The organism is uncultured Gimesia sp., from assembly GCF_937910335.1.
In the GTDB taxonomy this organism is placed as follows: Bacteria; Planctomycetota; Planctomycetia; order Planctomycetales; family Planctomycetaceae; genus Gimesia.
Genome location: NZ_CALEMX010000268.1, coordinates 1 through 17,934, shown reverse-complemented (window position 1 = coordinate 17,934; position 17,934 = coordinate 1). Strand labels below are relative to the sequence as shown.

General features: G+C 45.5%; 12 protein-coding genes. 8 read left to right on the top strand and 4 right to left on the bottom strand.

Annotated features, from left to right (window positions below; translation table 11 throughout):
- Nucleotides 1-25 precede the first annotated feature (25 nt).
- Together Q0668_RS10975 and Q0668_RS10970 are read right to left on the bottom strand one after the other, a co-directional pair.
- Complete coding sequence (locus Q0668_RS10975; RefSeq protein WP_298864222.1) at nt 26-1,864, bottom strand: carbamoyltransferase; 1,839 nt, start codon at nt 1,862-1,864, stop codon at nt 26-28.
- 131 nt (nt 1,865-1,995) lie between these two features.
- Entirely contained in the window at nt 1,996-3,774 is a 1,779-nt protein-coding gene (locus Q0668_RS10970) for a CRTAC1 family protein (RefSeq protein WP_298864219.1), read from the bottom strand.
- Between the two features lie 259 nt (nt 3,775-4,033).
- Here Q0668_RS10970 and Q0668_RS10965 point away from each other — a divergent pair, with 259 nt between their 5' ends.
- From Q0668_RS10965 to Q0668_RS10955, 3 genes are all read left to right on the top strand, one after another.
- Complete coding sequence (locus tag Q0668_RS10965) at nt 4,034-6,256, top strand: tetratricopeptide repeat protein (RefSeq protein WP_298864216.1); 2,223 nt, start codon at nt 4,034-4,036, stop codon at nt 6,254-6,256.
- A 77-nt stretch (nt 6,257-6,333) separates the two neighbouring features.
- Complete coding sequence (locus Q0668_RS10960; RefSeq protein WP_298864213.1) at nt 6,334-7,545, top strand: hypothetical protein; 1,212 nt, start codon at nt 6,334-6,336, stop codon at nt 7,543-7,545.
- A 176-nt stretch (nt 7,546-7,721) separates the two neighbouring features.
- Nucleotides 7,722-8,900, top strand: coding sequence for a tetratricopeptide repeat protein (locus Q0668_RS10955; protein ID WP_298864209.1), 1,179 nt, complete (start codon nt 7,722-7,724; stop codon nt 8,898-8,900).
- Between the two features lie 25 nt (nt 8,901-8,925).
- Here Q0668_RS10955 and Q0668_RS10950 read toward each other — a convergent pair whose 3' ends face one another.
- The gene (locus tag Q0668_RS10950; protein ID WP_298864206.1) at nt 8,926-9,843 is read right to left on the bottom strand and encodes an aminotransferase class IV; all 918 of its coding nucleotides are present in this window, start codon (nt 9,841-9,843) and stop codon (nt 8,926-8,928) included.
- Nucleotides 9,844-9,861: 18 nt separating this feature from the next.
- Entirely contained in the window at nt 9,862-10,899 is a 1,038-nt protein-coding gene (locus Q0668_RS10945; RefSeq protein WP_298864202.1) for an FAD:protein FMN transferase, read from the bottom strand.
- A 53-nt stretch (nt 10,900-10,952) separates the two neighbouring features.
- On the opposite strand from Q0668_RS10945, the gene Q0668_RS10940 reads away from it, so the two are divergent.
- The 5 genes from Q0668_RS10940 (at nt 10,953) to Q0668_RS10920 (ending at nt 17,893) form a co-directional block, all read left to right on the top strand.
- On the top strand, nt 10,953-11,996 hold the full coding sequence (locus Q0668_RS10940) for a formylglycine-generating enzyme family protein (protein ID WP_298864199.1): 1,044 nt from the start codon (nt 10,953-10,955) through the stop codon (nt 11,994-11,996).
- Between the two features lie 170 nt (nt 11,997-12,166).
- Nucleotides 12,167-13,495 (top strand): Gfo/Idh/MocA family oxidoreductase, encoded by a 1,329-nt coding sequence (locus tag Q0668_RS10935; protein ID WP_298864197.1) that lies wholly within the window; start codon nt 12,167-12,169, stop codon nt 13,493-13,495.
- Between the two features lie 139 nt (nt 13,496-13,634).
- A complete protein-coding gene (locus Q0668_RS10930; protein WP_298864194.1) occupies nt 13,635-15,167 on the top strand; it encodes a hypothetical protein in 1,533 nt (510 codons plus the stop codon).
- A gap of 544 nt (nt 15,168-15,711) precedes the next feature.
- Nucleotides 15,712-16,581: an ion transporter gene (locus tag Q0668_RS10925; RefSeq protein WP_298864191.1), complete on the top strand. Its 870-nt coding sequence runs from the start codon at nt 15,712-15,714 to the stop codon at nt 16,579-16,581.
- 154 nt (nt 16,582-16,735) lie between these two features.
- Nucleotides 16,736-17,893 (top strand): VWA domain-containing protein, encoded by a 1,158-nt coding sequence (locus Q0668_RS10920; RefSeq protein WP_298864188.1) that lies wholly within the window; start codon nt 16,736-16,738, stop codon nt 17,891-17,893.
- The last annotated feature ends 41 nt before the right edge of the window (nt 17,894-17,934 follow it).

Here is a 17,934-nt window from a genome sequence, read left to right as displayed (position 1 = left end):
ACTAGAGGCAAATACATTATAATTATTAATCGAGGGCAAACTGATCGAGATGTTGATCGTCTTCAAAGTCTCGTGCATTCGGTTGTTCTGACTTCAGTATGATAAAACGTTCTAATACCAGGACGTCCATATTTGTAGCCATAAAGCAATTCATGGCGTCTTGAGGACTGCAGACAATAGGTTCTCCCCTGACATTGAAACTGGTGTTGATCATTACGGGAGAGTCTGTCAGTTTTTCAAATTCGGAGAGCAGGTTAAAATATCGGCCGTGACGGGTTTCGTCCACCGTCTGTAACCGGGAAGAATAATCAACGTGTGTAATCGCGGGAACTGAAGAGCGACAAATCTGAAGTTTCTGTAACCCAGTCAGACATTCTGTTTCTGATGAAGTGGGATGCCTTTGTTGCTTTTGAATGTTGGCAACCTGCAGCATGTAAGGGCTATTGGTATGAGCCGGAAATTCGAAATACTCGGTCGCTTTATTTTGTAAAACGGAGGGTGCGAAGGGACGGAATGATTCTCGGAACTTGATTTTACGGTTCATTTTGGACTGCATTGAAACACTGCGTGCATCTCCCAGAATGCTCCTGCCCCCCAGAGCCCGCGGCCCAAATTCCATGCGTCCCTGCATCCATCCGACGACTTTCTCGGAAGCGATTTCATTTGCGACTTTTTTGCACAGTTCATTTTCATCAGAAACGTAGTGGTAAACGACTTGCTTCTCATCCAGAAAATGACGAATTTCTGCTTCTGAAAATTGGGGACCTAGAAAACTTCCTTTCTGTTGATCATTGGCGTTTACCTGCCGGGGATTTTCCAACAATTGATTCCAGATAAAAAGTGCAACCCCCAGCGCACCACCAGCATCGCCGGCCGCTGGTTGAATCCAGATTTCTTCAAAAGGGCCTTCGCGCAAGATCTTCCCATTCGCCACACAGTTTAAAGCGACTCCACCTGCCATGCAGAGCCGCGATTGATTTGTTTGTGAATGAACGTGCCTGACCATCTTCATCAGGATTTCTTCAATCACTGCCTGGATCGACGCCGCCAGATCCATGTCATGTTGTGTGATTTCCGATTCAGGGCTGCGGGGTAAGCCGGCAAACAGTCGATGGAATTTATTTGATGTCATGGTCATTCCATGACAGAAATTGAAGTAAGACAGGTCGAGGCGTATTGATCCGTCTGGTTTAATGTCGACCAGGTTTTGACGGATCAGATCAGCAAACCGGGGCGCGCCATAGGGGGCCAGTCCCATCAGTTTATACTCACCGGAATTGACTCGAAATCCACAGTAATAGGTAAATGCAGAATACAACAGGCCCGGTGAATGCGGGAAATGGAGTTCACTCTGAATATCAATTCTGTTTCCCGCGCCGGTTCCATAACTGGCAGTAGCCCATTCTCCGACTCCATCTACTGTCAGGAAGGCAGCCTCTTCAAAGGGGGACGGGAAAAAAGCGCTAGCTGCATGAGATTCATGGTGTTCGGTAAATATAATGCGTTTTTTATATTGGTGTTGCAGACCTTCATAAATGAGTTTCGGGATGTGGAGCTTTGATTTGAGCCAGCTGGGGATTGTATTCAGAAATGCCTTGAAGCCGAAGGGGGCAAATGCCAGGGTTGTTTCCAGCAATCGATCAAATTTCAAAAATGGTTTTTCATAGAAGCCCACAAAATCGATCTGCTCAGGCGTTAGCTGAGCTTCACGGAGGCAATACTCGATGGCGTGTACAGGGAACGCCGAGTCGTGCTTGATTCGAGTAAAGCGTTCTTCCTGAGCTGCGGCAATGATCTCACCATCAACGATAATCGCAGCGGCTGAGTCATGGTAGAAAGCTGAGATTCCCAGAATCGCCGTCATGAACTACTCAATCAACAAATGAGAAATATGGAGGATGAATGATCGTGTTTCATAAATAGTATGCAGGAGTTGTATTGCTTTGCTCTCTAATCTGTGTAGTAACACAAATAAAAGCCGAAGGGCAATACCGACTATTTTCCTGTTCCTTGTAGCAGGACGATTTCTTTTTGCACAGGAAGCTGCCTCCATTCTTCTTTTGTTCCATCTGGCCAGGTCATTATGAGGGAATCGATTAAGGTTGCTGTGCCCACCGGGATTAAGACCCGTGGATCGCTGGAAGACTGAAAGCTTCCTCCAGCAGGGATAATCAGAATTTGCTCGATCTCACCCGTCGTCACTTTTATCGAACAGCCAAGTGGTTCTCTGGCAGCCCGCACACCAATCATCTTGAGTCTTACACTTTTACCCTTGTGGGGGCTGTCATTTCGTAAAAGTCCCACCGGTTTAATTTCATGAGATGCAAGGAGATCAGCATCGCCATCGTTATCAATATCTCCAACCGCCGTTGCACGACCAAGAAATTTATCCTGAAAATAGAGTCCCGACTTTTTTGAGACATCCTGGAAGCGTTTTCCCTGTTGGTTATAAAACAGTTGCTGGGGCATTTCATATTTGTGCTCAGTTCCTAATGTACTCAGGTCCCAGATGTGACCATTGGCGACGAATAGATCAGGCCATTGATCAAGATTGAAATCCGCAAACACAGTACCAAACGCCAGCATGGGACGAGACATTGTATCCAGCCCTAATTGTGAATTGGTTGTCAGGAAGCCTCCCAGTTCAAGCTGTTCATAAAAATCATTGGCTGCGTTTTCGAAATTCGTAACAAAAATATCGAGCAGTCCGTTCCGATTGTAATCGGCACACGCAATTCCCATGGAAGATTGAGGTTCTCCATGGTCTCCGACTGCAACTCCCAGAATTAAGGCTTGTTCTTCAAAGGTAAAGTTACCTTTGTTGATGAAGAGAAAATTATCCGTCGTGTCATTGGCTACAAAGAGATCGAGTAAGCCATCATGGTTAAGATCGACAATCTGAACCGCCAGGCCTTTACCTGCGGTTTGTTGCTTGATGCCCGTAGCTTCAGAACTTTCGACAAAGCGTCCATTCCCCTGGTTTTCATAGAGCAAATCGTTTTGTGCAATTCTGCCGATGGGGCCACAGGATATTTTTACGCGTTTTGATTCGATTGTCGTGTGACAAGGCGGTTCCTTTGAGGAATATTCCACATAGTTTGTCACATAAAGATCAAGGTCGCCATCTCCATCTAAATCACCAAACGCAGCGCTGGCGCCCCACAGATCGTCTCCGGTTGATGTGGTCGTTGTGATATCGGAAAACGTACCATCCCCATTATTTTCCCAGAAATAGTTTTTCCCGTACATACACAAATACAAATCAACAAATCCATCATTGTTGTAATCGCCGCAGGCCACTCCCATGCCAAATCCGGATTTCTTCAAGCCGGCAGGTGCTGTGGCATTCTGGTAGTTCAGCTCACCGTGCTCTTGTATCGAACCCCGATAAAGTTGGTGAAACATACCGGCCTCTTCTGCGGGTTGATCGAAATGAGAGCCATTCGCCAGGAAGATGTCTAACTGATGGTCACCATCAAAATCGAACAGCGCCACTCCTCCGCCGTTCTGTTCCACCATATAATGTTGCGGGCTCGGATTACCATAATAGGTAAAGTCGATACCTGCTTTCTGTGCAATCTCGCTAAACCAGAAAGGTGCAGGAACATTATCTCCAGGAAGTGTTTTTTGTGTGGTGGGAGATGTCTTTTCTGTCGCGCTCTTCGTTTCATTTACGGGAACAGGAGCCGTTTTTTCACAACCAGGACAAAAGGCAAGGCAGCACAGAATGGGCACCCAGGAATGAGTTAATCGAAACAAGGAGTACAATTTCACTTCGGTTCTGAATCCATTAAGAAGAAATTTATAAAAAAGAAGGAAACCCCATTATTTATCACTCTGGTATGTGATTCAATATCATTATTTCATTCTCGGTAAAGAGAGTTGCTGAAAAGATGTGATATAAATCCATTGAACCTCGAAACAATGTTAAATAGGATGATACTAGCAGATAAACTCTGAATCGAGTCAATCAACTTCTGAATTACCTGGAAATGATATCTGACATTCGATTGATGTATAAAGAAAATCATAGATGAATGAAACATTCCCTCAAAATATATCAGAGGTTGATACCACGCAGTTATCAGCGAAAACAAACCTATTCGGAGTCGCATTACTTTATCTGGTGGTTGTTTTGCTGGTTTTTTCGCAATGTCTGTCATATCCGTTACTGGATTGGGACGACAATCTGCATCTGTCTGAGAATCCAAACCTGAATCCCGTTTCATTAAGTGGGATCTGGAATATATGGAGTCAGCCCTATGAGGGGCTTTATATTCCCCTCAGTTACTCTTTCTTTGCGATTGAGGTATCTCTGACACGTCTGTTTGGCTTTCAGGAAAACGCGGTATTGGCCCCCTATATTTTTCATGGAGGCAGCTTACTGCTGCATCTCGCAAATTCGCTGCTGGTTTACCGGATTTTGAATTTCATTGTGAATGACAATCGTGCGGCCTGCCTGGGAGGGCTCCTGTTTGTATTGCATCCTTTACAGGTGGAATCTGTTGTCTGGATCAGCGAAACACGCGGGTTACTCAGTAATTTCTTTTCGCTTGCAACCATCTATTTTACGCTGAGATACGTGAAGCAGTTTGAAATATCCCCATCTGATCCAAAACCTTCTACTGTGATTCAAAAGTGGAAATCCAATTCTGAATTGATGATAGCCACGATTTGTTTATTGCTCTCAATGTTGGCAAAACCAAGTTCAGTAATTACACCATTGATCATAGGCATTCTCGTCTATGTATTCTGTACTGGGTATTTTAAAAAACTGCGCGCGTGGATATTCAGTTGGCTGATGATTGCCCTGGTGATGATTCTGATTAATCGAGGCGAGCAGTCAGATCTGCTTTTCGAAAGTCCGTTTTGGGCCAGACCATTCATTGTTGGTGATGCGCTGGCATTTTATTTTCAGAAACTATTTCTACCAGCTCCCCTGGTGATGCAATACGACAAGAGTATTAAACTGATTCTAAATAATTCCTGGATTTATTGGTCCTGGTTGATTCCCTGTCTGATTATTCTGCTCGCCTGTATTTCGAGGCAGAGACGCATCTGGATGACCGCAATCGCCATTTTTATAGTCGGGTTATTACCAGTGCTGGGCCTGATTCCTTTCGCATATCAATTTGTTTCCACGGTGGCGGACAGGTATGTTTACCTCTCAATGCTGGGTCCGGCTCTCGGGATTGCCTGGCTCTTGCGAGATGCTCAAAAAGCAGTCGTCCTGATTTTTACTTGTACTGTCCTGTTTTTCTGTGCCGGTCTGAGTTTTATTCAAACTGCAACCTGGGCTGATAGTAGTGCACTTTACCAGCATTGTCTGGCATATAATCCGCGTGCTTTTATCGTGCTGAATAATCTCGGTCACTTATCGTTTAAAGCAAAAAAGTATGAGAAGGCGCTGTACTATTTTGAACAGGCCATCGAAGTGCTACCTGATGATCTCGGTACTAATCAAAATCTGGGAGCGACCTATAAACAACTGGGAGATATCAATCGGGCAGTCAAATACTATCATCAGGCATTGAAGATCGATCCAAAGTACCCGAAAGCACATATTGCCCTGGGGGTATATTACGAATCAACAAAACAGAATAAAAAAGCCTTGCACCATTACCAGCAAGCCATACAGGCCCAACCACAAAATATCGTTGCCTTACATGGATTGGGAAATCTGGCGCGCGTGAAAAGTCAGTTCAAAGAGGCACTGCGATATTATCAGTTGGCTTTAAAATTCAACCCGGATGCCCTTGAAGTGCGGGAAGCTCTTGGGAATCTCTATCTGGAGATGGGGGACGTGGTCAATGCAGAGCAGCAGTTTGAGCTCTCGCGGAAACAGGGTTTCTTAGACCCGGTAAATGAATTTAACCTGGGCTTGATTGCTGCAAAAAATGCGGACCTGCAGAAAGCGGTTCAGCACTATGAATCTGCGTTGCAATCACTCAGTCCGGAAAAATTGCCAGACTTATACAAGCAGGTTATTCAGGAATTAACATTCGCTTATAATCTGCTAGGAACGAAACTTCAGCAAAAAGGTAACCACCGGCAAGCAGAAAAATATTTTCAGTTGGCAGTAAAAACGTCTCCTGATTTCGCGCCGGCATATTTCAATCTTGGAGAATCATTGTATCGATTGGGAAAAACGAAAGCGGCTATCGATGCCTTGCAAACAGCACTCAAAATGGTCCCCCCAGGTTCGGAACCTGCCAGAGATATTCAAAATCGAATTGATTTATATCAAAATAAGTAGAATCTCACCTGAAGCGCTCCTTATAATCAAAGCGATATAATTCTTATTTTTTATTTCTAGATTGATAGAAAAATACATTGAACCAACTGGAAAAGAACATACCAATCGAATCGGACGATACCGCGAATCAAAGCAGCAAAAAAAAGAACATCCTGTTCCGGCTCGCTGCGTTGTGTATTGGCTTGATTCTGAGTCTGGCGGTGATCGAAACAGTGGTGCGAGTTTTACAGATTTCGCCTCCCCGCTTGATTTCGAAAAGAAAATTAATCAATCATGCGGATACCGATCATGTCGTGTATTATCAGTGTTATCCAGATAATCACAATCAGGAAATGCTACCCGTACCAAATATCGAAGACGGCAATTGGGAGCTGTCGACCTATACTCTTGATCCCGAACAACTCCCGTTGAACCGGCTCTCGGAAACTCCGTGGTGCGTGAAATATGAGCATTCATCTAAAGGGATTCGTAATCGGGAAATCTCGGACCAGCCACCAGAAGGTGTGATGCGCATCGCCTGTATTGGTGATTCGTTTGTGTTTGGTGAGGGAGTTCCCATTGAAAAAACAATGGCGCGCCAAATGGAATCTTTGTTGGGTAAGAAGTATGAAGTTATCAACGGTGGTCAGGTGGGTGCGAACACCATGGATGAACTTCAGATTCTGGCTGCCATTGCCAGGGGGGCGAACTGCAACAGGGCGATCTTTGTTTTTATTCCCAATGATATCCCCGTACACCCCCAATTGGCCAAACGTCAGAAATATATCAATGATCTGGTACAAATTCGCGATCAATATCTGGATGATTACAAGAAAACCAGCTGGCATGGCGGTTATTTGAAATCAATCGGTTTAATGACAGCCCCTTTTGAAATGGAAAAAATCAAACGGGAAACGATTCAATGGTATCTCGATTCTTATGATCCTCGTTACAACGAAGGGAATTTGAAAGTCCTTAAAGAAACGATTCAGACCATCCCTAAAATTCCTGGCTGTCGATCCGTTTTTGTGATTTATCCATTGATGGAAGGATTGGAGTCTGGATATCCGTTGCAATCAATTCATGAAAAGGTGAAAGCCATTGCAGAGGAAGCCGGGCTACCGGTATTGGATCTTACGGCTGCGTTTGCAGGTCTGAAAACATCTGATCTCTGGGTTCACTCCACAGACCATCATCCCAACGGTAAAGCAAACGCCATTGCAGCCCAGACTATTGTTGAGTGGTTAAGACAAGATGTTCCCTGGTTTCTGAATACCGAAGCTCAGGCTGGATCAAAATTAGAAAACTGATTAAAAAATCCCGCAGTTGGGATCTACCTCGGAGCAAAGATATAAGTAGAAAATCAATGATCGAATAGTGTCGGAGATGAATCATGTTATGACAGGTGTTGTCTCGACTGTAGAGAGTGCCCGTCAATCAAAACGAGTGAAGAACCTGCGATAGTTTTTAGAAAAATGAGATCCTTTTGCGTAAACGAAGCATTCTTATTATTGGCCTAATCAGTCTGGCAATTATTGTCTGGCTAACAAGCTATTCCATTGAAAAATATGCGATTGGTGGTGCTGAGGAAACGATCAGGCAGGCAGAACTGTTGCTTGTCAAAAAAAAGCCGGCTCAAGCCATAGACGATCTTAAATGGCTATTGAAATACGATCCTGAAAATGACAAGGCTCTGTTTTATCTCGCACAGAGTTACTTTCTCCAGGAAGACTACACTAGCGCTTCGATTCAATTTGCCAGGCTTTCTAAGGATTCAAAGTATTACGAGCCCGCTGTGTTGAATGCAGCAATGTGTTACTTCCTCGATGAAAAAATAGAGCTGGCGGAAGAAGCTTTCAAATCCTATTTAGCTGAATACCCTAATTCATCAACTGCGCGAACAGAACTGCAGTGGATTTACTTCAATCAGTTTCGGGTCAGGGATGCAGAAAACCTTTTGAAAGAGAGACTCCCGTATGTGGAAGACCCCTTTCCGCTTCTCGTTCACTTATTGTATATTGAATTTAAGCCTCCGATTGCCCAGGAATCCATTCGTTTATTAAAAAAAATCAATGATGCTGAACCTGGGCAAGCCTCCATTTTATTAGCATTGGGGTATTGCTATTGGAAGCTCGGCGAAATCGACGAGGCACGGGCTTTGATTGAAGAGGTACAATTAGTTAATCCCCATCGAATTGACTCGATTTTAGTCGCAGCTGACTTTTATCTGGAATTAGGTGAGCTGCAAAAGTGTGAGGCCATTCTACAACCAAAACAGAAGTATCCACAAAAAATTCAAAAGATGCTGGAAAAGGATGATCGTTGGTTCTGGGTACGCAGTCGGTTTCAATTTCAGAAAGATAACCTGAAAATGGCGCTGGAAGAAATTCAAGCGGCGCTCAAGGTAGATCCATACCAGATGAAATACCTGCAACATACTGGCATGATTCTACAAGCCATGGGCCAGCAGCAGGAAGCGCAACAGTTCTTCCAAAAGGCAAAATCTTTAGCGCGGACTTATAGGGAGTTGTATAAAATTGTTTCCAGTGGGGCTCTCAGTCATCCAACAAATGCGATTTGTCTTCAGGTATCCTGGTACTGTGAAGAACTGGGGAAGATGAAAGAATCGCGTGAATGGAAAAAAGTTGCTGCGTCATTTAAATAAAATGAACTCAATAAACTAGTCTGATTTAGTTCTGTGATGGAGCCTGGGCTTGTTCAATAATGTCAACACCGACCATTTCGCTCCAGGTGGCTAATAACTTTTTCGTGATTGGCCCCAGCTTACCATCACCAATCTCGATTCCATTGAACTTTGTGGCTGGCATGATGCAGTAGGGGGTACTGGTAAAGAAGGCTTCGTCAGCGATGATTACATCGTAGGGCAGAAGCTGGCATTCCTCGATGGGGATTCCCAATTGTGCGGCTAACAGAAAGATCGTTTGTCGGCTGATCCCGTCCAGACAGTTGATGGTACTCGGCGTACGTATTCGATTGTTCGTCACCAGGAAAAAGTTACCTCCCTTGTTTTCAGAGAGAAACCCATTTGTATCGAGTAACAAACTCTGCGCCATGGGGTCTACCAGTTTTACTTCTGATTCTGCCAGGCTATAGGTAAATCGACTCCGGTTTTTTATACGGGCATCAAGTGACTGGGCTGGTTGAATCCGTGTGACAGGTGTAACTGCATGGCAGCCGACCTGGTAGAAATCTTTCCAATAGGAAAGGTCAAGTGGTAACGTGATGATCATGACCGTCGATTGAGACTCTGCTGGTTTTTGACCACTCGAGGGCACCCACTGACCGGGCGTAATATTATGAATAATCCAGGCATCTGTGCCTGCTTCGTATAAGGGCTTATTTTTCTCCCAGACTTCGAGGGTGAGCCGTTCCAGTTCATCCGGCGTCATGCCGGCATCGAAGCGGGCCGCTTTCAGGCTGAGAAACAGACGGTCGATGTGATCACGCAAACGGTACGGTTGATGCGCGAAGGTTCGTGTGGATTCCGTGACTGTCATTCCCAGGCTAATCGCACCATCAAAGATGGAAATTTTTGCCTCGTTTGCTGGTACATATTCGCCGTTCAGGTAAACCAGATTCTCTGTCATGGGAGTTCCTCTCACCTTTCAATTTTGTTTCAGCTCATAGCAGGAAAAACAATGGGATTCATACGATACGATTTGTCTGTCTTGGTGTCGGGCTTCGTGTCTGAGAATCAGACATGCGGTACTCGGTTTTTGATTCAGCAGTTTGATACCCTGTTCCGGCCCTAGCACGCTGATGGCAGAAGCGAGGCTGTCTGCCGTTGTTCCATCCGGGGCAATGACTGTGACACGACTTTGATCTGTGAGCCCCAGTCCTGTTCGCGGATCGACAATATGTGAATAGCGTTTCCCATCGAGATCGACATGTTGCAGAGCATCCCCCGATGTGGCGACCGCCATGTTATGCAATAACAGATACCGATCCTGGTTTGCTTTCGGGTCATCGGAAGAAGCGATACCAATTTTCCAGCCACATTTACCAGGAGGCGGGTCACCTAGTACGATATCACCACTGGCATCAACCATAGCGCGTGGCACTCCGTTTTTCTTCAACACGTTGAGTGCGATGTCAGCCGCGTATCCTTTTGCAATGCCACCCAGATCAAGTCGCATCTCATTTTTAAGCAGTTCGACCGTCTGATTTTTCTGCGAGATTTTCATCAGTTTATAGCCGACTTTGCTGCGTGCCTCCTGCAGCCTCTGGCTGGTAGGCATTGCTTTTTTACGTCGTGCGCGTCTCCAGAGCCTGACAACAGGACTGATTGTAACATCAAATGCGCCATTCGTTTCCTGCGAAAGTGCTTGACTATTTTTCAGTACTGTCAGCAAGGTGGGGCTGACGGGAATTGGTTTTCCCGGCCCTGATAAGCGGCATAACTTGTTCAATTCACTTTCCGGGTCGTAATCACTAAGGATTTTATTAAGTTCCTTAACACGGGAGAAGGCATTTTGAGCCGCTTTGTTTGCGATTGCTTTGTCGGTTGCATATAATACGATTCTCCATTGCACACCCATATGCACTTCCTGAAATTCAAACCGGCTGAGAATTTCGCTATCCGTGCACTGTTGATTGCCTGACAAAGTGGAGATCAGCAGGCAAGTCTGAAAAATGTATGACATCATCAACCCTGATCAAAGACCGATTGAAGCTTACCGATACGGAGTAAACTAATATGCTTAGCGTATGTCGTCAGAGTCTCTTAATGCAAGGCAAACTCGTATTCCTTGCCCTGATCCTGTTTTCTGTTTCGCTGGTCAATGCGGGTGAGACCGCAAAAGAGATGAAACCCTACACCGAAAAATTGGCCAATACGGAACTTTCTTTTGACATGGTGCCCATTCCCGGTGGTGAATATACGCTGGGCAGCCCTGCTAGTGAAAAGAGCCGGGAAGATGATGAGGGGCCTCAACTGAAGGTTAAAATTGAACCATTCTGGATGGGCAAACACGAAGTTACCTGGAATGAGTATGATGTCTGGAGTTTCGAGCTTGATATTCAACGCCGCAAACTAATGCGGGGAAAATCGGATGCGAAGGAAAAAGCAGCCGATGCCGTGACTCGTCCTACCAAACCTTATACTGACATGACCTTTGATATGGGCCATGATGGATATCCTGCCATTTGTATGACTCAGTTAGCAGCAAAAACCTATTGTAAATGGTTGAGTGCCAAAACCGGCCATTATTACCGTCTACCCACAGAAGCAGAATGGGAATATGCCTGCCGTGCGGGAACGACGACTGCTTATTCATTTGGCGATAACCCTGAAAAATTAGATGACTATGCGTGGCACTATGCCAACTGTAATGATACGTACCAGAAAGTGGGAACAAAAAAACCGAATCCATGGGGACTGTACGACATGCATGGTAATGTGTCCGAATGGGTTCTCGATCAATACATTCCCGATGCCTATAAAAAATGGAGTGGCAAGGGAACACTCAAATTCCCGGTGAATGTACCGACCAAGCTTTATCCGCGAATTGTTCGTGGCGGCTCCTGGGATGATGAACCTGAAGAACTGCGCAGTGCCAACCGCATTTTCTCCAGTGCAGACTGGAAAATTCAGGACCCTCAACTTCCACAAAGTATCTGGTATCATACCGATGCGATTATGGTTGGGTTCCGTGTTGTTCGTCCTCTCAAAGTACCAACGGCTGAAGAACGGAAAAAGTATAATCTCGATCCGATCATTCCCGAAGATGAAGGACGCTAATCACCAACAGAGTGGAGAACTATTATTTGATAACTGATGCAATCACAGAAAATCAGCAAACGGTTTCTCTGAGAAAATACATAAGTACTTTGCAGAGCGAATTAATAATTGGGCTTATATATAAACGTATTATTGACTAGATCACAACGCAGATTAGGGAAAGGCCTCTGATGACTCAATCGAACAAACAACCTACTTCACGACGCGACTTTTTAAAGACGACAACGGCAACCGCTGTGGGAACTGGAATTCTTTCCACTTTAGGGTCGTCGGCTCATATCTATGCCAGCGGTGATGATAAAATCAAAGTAGGTCTGATAGGCTGTGGTGGCCGCGGAACAGGGGCTGCTAGTCAAGCCTTGTCGACTGATGGCAACGTCAAACTGGAAGCTATGGCTGATGCCTTCAGAGATCGCATGGACAGCAGCCTGAAGAATCTTCAGAAGCAATTTTCCGGACGTCCGGAACGTATTGATGTCGCCGAAGAGAAAAAGTTTATTGGTTTTGATGCCTATCAGAAAGTTCTGGATAGTGGTGTCGATCTCGTCATTCTTTCTACACCTCCGGGGTTTCGTCCGATCCATTTTGAAGCAGCCGTCAATAAAGGCGTGCATATCTTCATGGAAAAGCCAGTGGCCACTGATGTGACGGGTGTCAAAAAAGTCCTGGCTGCGGCTATAATAGCCAAGTCTAAAAACCTGGCTGTCGGCGTGGGTTTGCAGCGTCATCACCAGGCACCTTATATCGAAACTATTAAGCGGCTGAAAGATGGCGCCATCGGCGATATTACATCGATGCGCTGCTACTGGAACAGTGGTGGAGTTTGGGAGCCACGTCTTGCTCGCGAAGATGCCAAGTCGGAAATGGAATACCAGATGCGAAACTGGTATTACTATAACTGGCTGTGTGGCGATCATATTAACGAACAGCATATTCACAATATCGATGTCTGTAACTGGTTGATGGACGATTTCCCTGTCAAAGCTCACGGCATGGGTGGACGTCAAGTTCGTAGCGACAAGAAGTATGGTGAAATTTACGACCACTTTGCTGTGGAATACGAATATGCCAACGGAACTCGGATGTATAGCCAGTGCCGACACATTCGTAACTGCTGGAATAGTGTGACAGAGCATGCTCAGGGTTCAAAGGGTTCTTGTGATATCAGTGGCGCCAAGTACGAAACCACCGCTGGTTACAAATGGAAGTACCGTGATGTGAAACCTAATCCCTATCAGGTAGAGCACGATGACTTGTTCGCTGCGATTCGTAAAGGCACGCCTTATAACGAAGCAGAATACGGTGCCAAATCAACCATGACTTCCATTCTAGGTCGATTGGCAACCTACGGTGGTAAACCTGTGACTTGGGATCAGGCAATGGCATCAAAGGTTGATCTCATGCCTAAAGAATTTTCCTGGGAAGCAACTCCCGTGACATTACCTGATGAAAACGGTTTCTACCCGATTCCTACACCAGGTGTGTCAAACGTACTCTAAAAAACGATAATTTTTGCTATTCAATGCCGATTGGTTCATCACGAATCAATCGGCTTTTTTTATGTGCTGAGTTTACATTTCCCTGCAAATTTTGTTATCGTAAAACTCTCCCATATTAATCCTTCCAGGAGCCATCAGCATGCCTGCCCGTTTCATTCGATTGCCACTTTTATTTTCGCTCTTGTTGTTTTGTACGCAATCTCTCTTTGCAGAGGCCCCGTTACAAATTGGTGATCGACGCGAATTGTTTATCGATAACGGCCTGGTTGACAAGCTGTCCGGGCAGGCTAGCATTCGGCTGCAGCATCCTACTCCACAGGAAGTTGTGTTTCAGTTTGATCAACCCTGGGAGGGAAGCAGTTCCGGATATCACACGATTATTCAGGAGGGAGATCTTTACCGTCTGTATTATCGTGGTTCACACATTATTGTATCTGAAGGTAAGCTTAATACCGGCAGTCATAAAAATTATTATTGTTATGCGGAAAGCAAAGATGGCATTCATTGGACTCGACCGGAGCTTGGTCTTGTTGAATTCAAAGGATCAAAGAAAAATAACATCATTCTGGAAGGACGAGGCACACATAACTTTGCACCGTTCAAAGATGAAAACCCGAACTGTAAACCAGAGGCGAAATATAAGGCTTTAGCGGGTATTCAACATGAGGGTGGCCTGTTTGCTTTTCAGTCGGCGGATGGGATTCACTGGAAGCAGATGCAGGAAAAACCGGTTATCACCAAAGGCGCTTTCGATTCACAAAATCTTGCATTTTGGGACTCTGATCAAAATACATATCGGACCTATTTCCGCACCTTTACGAAAGGTGTTACGACCGCCAAGAAATGGAAACCAGAGGGAGATCGTGCAATCAGAACCGCCACCTCGGATGACTTTTTAAATTGGAAAAACGAAGCGGATCTGACTTATGAAGATTCTCCGAGCGAACAACTTTATACGAATCAGGTTAAAGCCTATCATCGGGCACCTCATCTTCGAATTGGATTTCCTGCCCGTTATATTGAACGTGGCTGGTCAGAATCCATGAAAGCGCTTCCTGATCCTGAACGTCGAAAAATGAGGGCCTCATCTGTCGAGCGATATGGTACTGCCATCAGCGAAGGGCTGTTGATGGTCAGTCGTGATGGCGTGCATTTTAAACGTTGGAATGAAGCGTTCCTGAGGCCGGGAATCGAACGTACGGGCACCTGGCAATACGGGCATCAATTTATCGCCGAGCATGTTGTTGAAACCAAGTCTGCACTTCGCGGTGCTCCCGATGAACTTTCGATTTACGCAGCCGAAGATTATTGGCATGGCAAAGGGGGATCGCTGAGGCGATACACGCTTCGACTCGATGGTTTTACTTCAGTTCATGCTTCCATGAAAGGGGGAGAACTCCTGACTAAGCCGATCATGTTCGATGGTTCAAAGTTATCCCTCAACTTCGCTACTTCTGCGGCTGGCAGCATCCGAGTGGAAATTCAGACATCCGAAGGGAAAGCGATTCCGGGCTTTACTCTGGCAGAGTGTGCAGAATTGTTTGGTGACACGGTCGACCGTAAGGTGACCTGGAATCAAAAAGCAGATGTCGGCAGCCTGAAAGGAAAACCGGTTCGCCTGCGTGTTCAACTCAAAGACGCCGACCTGTATTCGTTTCAGTTTCAGAAGTGAATCAGATCAGTCCTTTTAATTCACCGGTACTGTCGCACGTGCTCTTCATGGTGCTTGGGAATTCCTGGTCCGGTACGCGATGCACATCAAAACTTCCCGCGTTAACCCAGCGTTTTTGGAATCGTCCGTGTCATGACAATCGGCACAATACTTGACCAGAACAGGTCGAATCGATTTTTCAAAATAGTCTGCCGGTTCCGGCGAAGCAGCGCAGAGGCTTTCTGTGATCAGGAAAGAAAGCAGACACGAGATAACGATACGCATATTCAGACCTGTTTCAGGCTGTAAGCTGGATTCTTAGAGACTGGGCAAAGGAGATCTCTCCCGGATTAAACGAGTTTTATTATAGAGGGTCAAAGAACTGACGAAAAGCATTGATCCTCTCACATTGCGTTTGCGTATAGCCTATCTGAAGGACTGTACCTGAAAAATGTCTCTGATAGAGTAGTCATGTTGACCTCAATACTGATTTTCGCACATAATCTGATCTACTCAGCACGATCATCGTTAACGGATTCTCAATCTTAATCATCGAGAGTGTTTTATGTCTGAATCGAATCCTGCTCAAGAGACAAAGCCGCTTACCTGGCGCGAACGCTGGTATGAGATCATCTTTGAAGCAGATACACCTGCGGGAAAAGTATTCGATGTGGTCCTGTTGATCACGATTCTGCTCAGTGTGCTGGCCATCATGCTGGAAAGTGTCAGGTCCCTTGATATCAAATACGCAAAACAATTAACCATGGCCGAGTGGTTTTTCACAATTCTGTTTACCATTGAATATGTGGCGCGACTACTTTGTGCCCGTCGACCGTTACGTTATGCTTTCAGCTTCTATGGAGTGGTGGACCTGCTTTCTATTTTACCGTCGTATTTGATTTTGTTTTTAGTAGATTCAGATGAAATTCATCGTCTGGGAGTGATACGTGCCATTCGTCTGTTACGTGCCTTTCGAATTTTCAAGCTGACGCACATGTTGTCCGGTGCGTCTGAGTTACGAGCAGCGATCTGGTCCTGCCGTGCCAAAATTACCGTCTTTTTGACGACGGTACTCATTGCCGTGGTGATCGAAGGTGCAACATTGCATTTAATAGAAGGGACTGACTTCCCAGATGATCCCACCAAAGCAACTGGATTCGATTCCATACCTCAAAGTATGTACTGGGCGATTGTGACGATGACGACCGTTGGTTATGGCGATGTGACGCCAGTGACTCCGTTGGGAAAATGTCTGGCGGCACTCATTATGTGTCTGGGATACAGCATGATTATTGTACCCACGGGCATCGTAACGGCAGAGCTGGCTCATTCAGGAGGGAAAAAAGGTATTACAACGCAGGTCTGCCCGGAATGTATGCGCGAAGGTCATGATCCGGATGCGACCTTTTGTAAGTTTTGCGGATCGGGTCTCTAGCGGAAAAATCACGCATTTGTCGCTTAAATAGAGAAAGTTCCTGAAATCGTTCAGATTCCGGGAACTTCTTTTTTGAGCCTGCCGTCCAATTCCATGTGCCAGCGAGATGCACTTCATTTCAACCAAAATCCTGATTTCACCAGGGGATGTTTCGATGCGCAAGTTTTTTCACGTCACACTGTTAGCCCTCATTTCTTTCGGACTGATTCAACAAACAAGCCAAGCCAAGGAAAAACCGCAACCTGCGGAAGCCAGACAACCTTCGATTGAGTTAGCAATTCTGCTGGATACGAGTGGCAGTATGGAAGGCTTGATTAATCAGGCCCGCTCGCAACTTTGGAAAATCGTGAACGAATTAGCGACTGCCAGGCAAAATGGAAAAGTTCCTGTAATGAAAGTGGCGCTTTATGAATATGGAAAAAGCAGTTTGCCTGCCAGCGAAGGTTACATGAGACAAATTATGCCTCTCACCGAAAATCTGGACCAACTTTCCGAAAAGCTGTTTGCTCTAAAGACAAATGGGGGTGAGGAATATTGTGGGCAGGTCATTCAGGCAGCCACCAACGGCTTGAACTGGAGTGATTCGGATGAAAGTTTGAAACTGATTTTTATCGCCGGCAATGAGCCTTTTACTCAGGGCAAGGTCGATTATAAAGTTGCGTGCCCGGCCGCCATTCAAAAAGGAATCGCCATCAATACCATTTTTTGTGGACCCGAACAAACGGGAATTCAAACCGGTTGGAAAGAGGGCGCATTATTGGCTGATGGCTCTTATCTAAGTATTAATCAGGGCGTCCAGGTGGTCACACCAAAAACACCTTACGATAAGAGGCTGAGTGAATTAGGTCATAGTATTAACAAAACCTATCTCTTTTATGGCTCCGCAAAGTCTCAGAATGAATCCGCTGGAAGTCAGGGGGGTGCAGACAAACTGGCCGGTAGCTCCAGCCCTGCATCTGGTGCCGATCGTGCTACGTTCAAGGGGTCGGGACGCTATCGAGCGAAAGCAGATTTAATCGATGCGATTGTCGGTAAGAAGGTCAACCTGAAAGATCTGAAAGAAGAAGAAATTCCAGCGCAACTGAAAAAACTGTCAAAAAAAGAGCGGGTTGCTTTCATCGAGAAAAAACAGAAAGAGCGAACAGCAATTCAACTTCAGATTCAGCAGCTGACAAAAAAACGCAATCAATTCATTGCGGAAGAAATGAAGAAGCAGACGAGCCAGCCTCAAAACAGCACGTTTGATACGGCTGTCATCAAAGCATTGAAATCGCAGGCTGTGAAAAATAATTTCAAGTTTAAAGCAAAATGAGTCCGCGATTCATGTTTAAAGATTCTCTATTACTCTATCCA

Excerpts from the sequence above, each read along its gene's own strand:
- Q0668_RS10930 (WP_298864194.1), top strand. The coding sequence starts at position 13,635 with ATGCCTGCCCGTTTCATTCGATTGCCACTTTTATTTTCGCTCTTGTTG.
- Q0668_RS10945 (WP_298864202.1), bottom strand. The coding sequence starts at position 10,899 with ATGTCATACATTTTTCAGACTTGCCTGCTGATCTCCACTTTGTCAGGC.
- Q0668_RS10935 (WP_298864197.1), top strand. The coding sequence starts at position 12,167 with ATGACTCAATCGAACAAACAACCTACTTCACGACGCGACTTTTTAAAG.
- Q0668_RS10975 (WP_298864222.1), bottom strand. The coding sequence starts at position 1,864 with ATGACGGCGATTCTGGGAATCTCAGCTTTCTACCATGACTCAGCCGCT.
- Q0668_RS10950 (WP_298864206.1), bottom strand. The coding sequence starts at position 9,843 with ATGACAGAGAATCTGGTTTACCTGAACGGCGAATATGTACCAGCAAAC.
- Q0668_RS10965 (WP_298864216.1), top strand. The coding sequence starts at position 4,034 with ATGAATGAAACATTCCCTCAAAATATATCAGAGGTTGATACCACGCAG.
- Q0668_RS10925 (WP_298864191.1), top strand. The coding sequence starts at position 15,712 with ATGTCTGAATCGAATCCTGCTCAAGAGACAAAGCCGCTTACCTGGCGC.
- Q0668_RS10940 (WP_298864199.1), top strand. The coding sequence starts at position 10,953 with ATGCTTAGCGTATGTCGTCAGAGTCTCTTAATGCAAGGCAAACTCGTA.
- Q0668_RS10920 (WP_298864188.1), top strand. The coding sequence starts at position 16,736 with ATGCGCAAGTTTTTTCACGTCACACTGTTAGCCCTCATTTCTTTCGGA.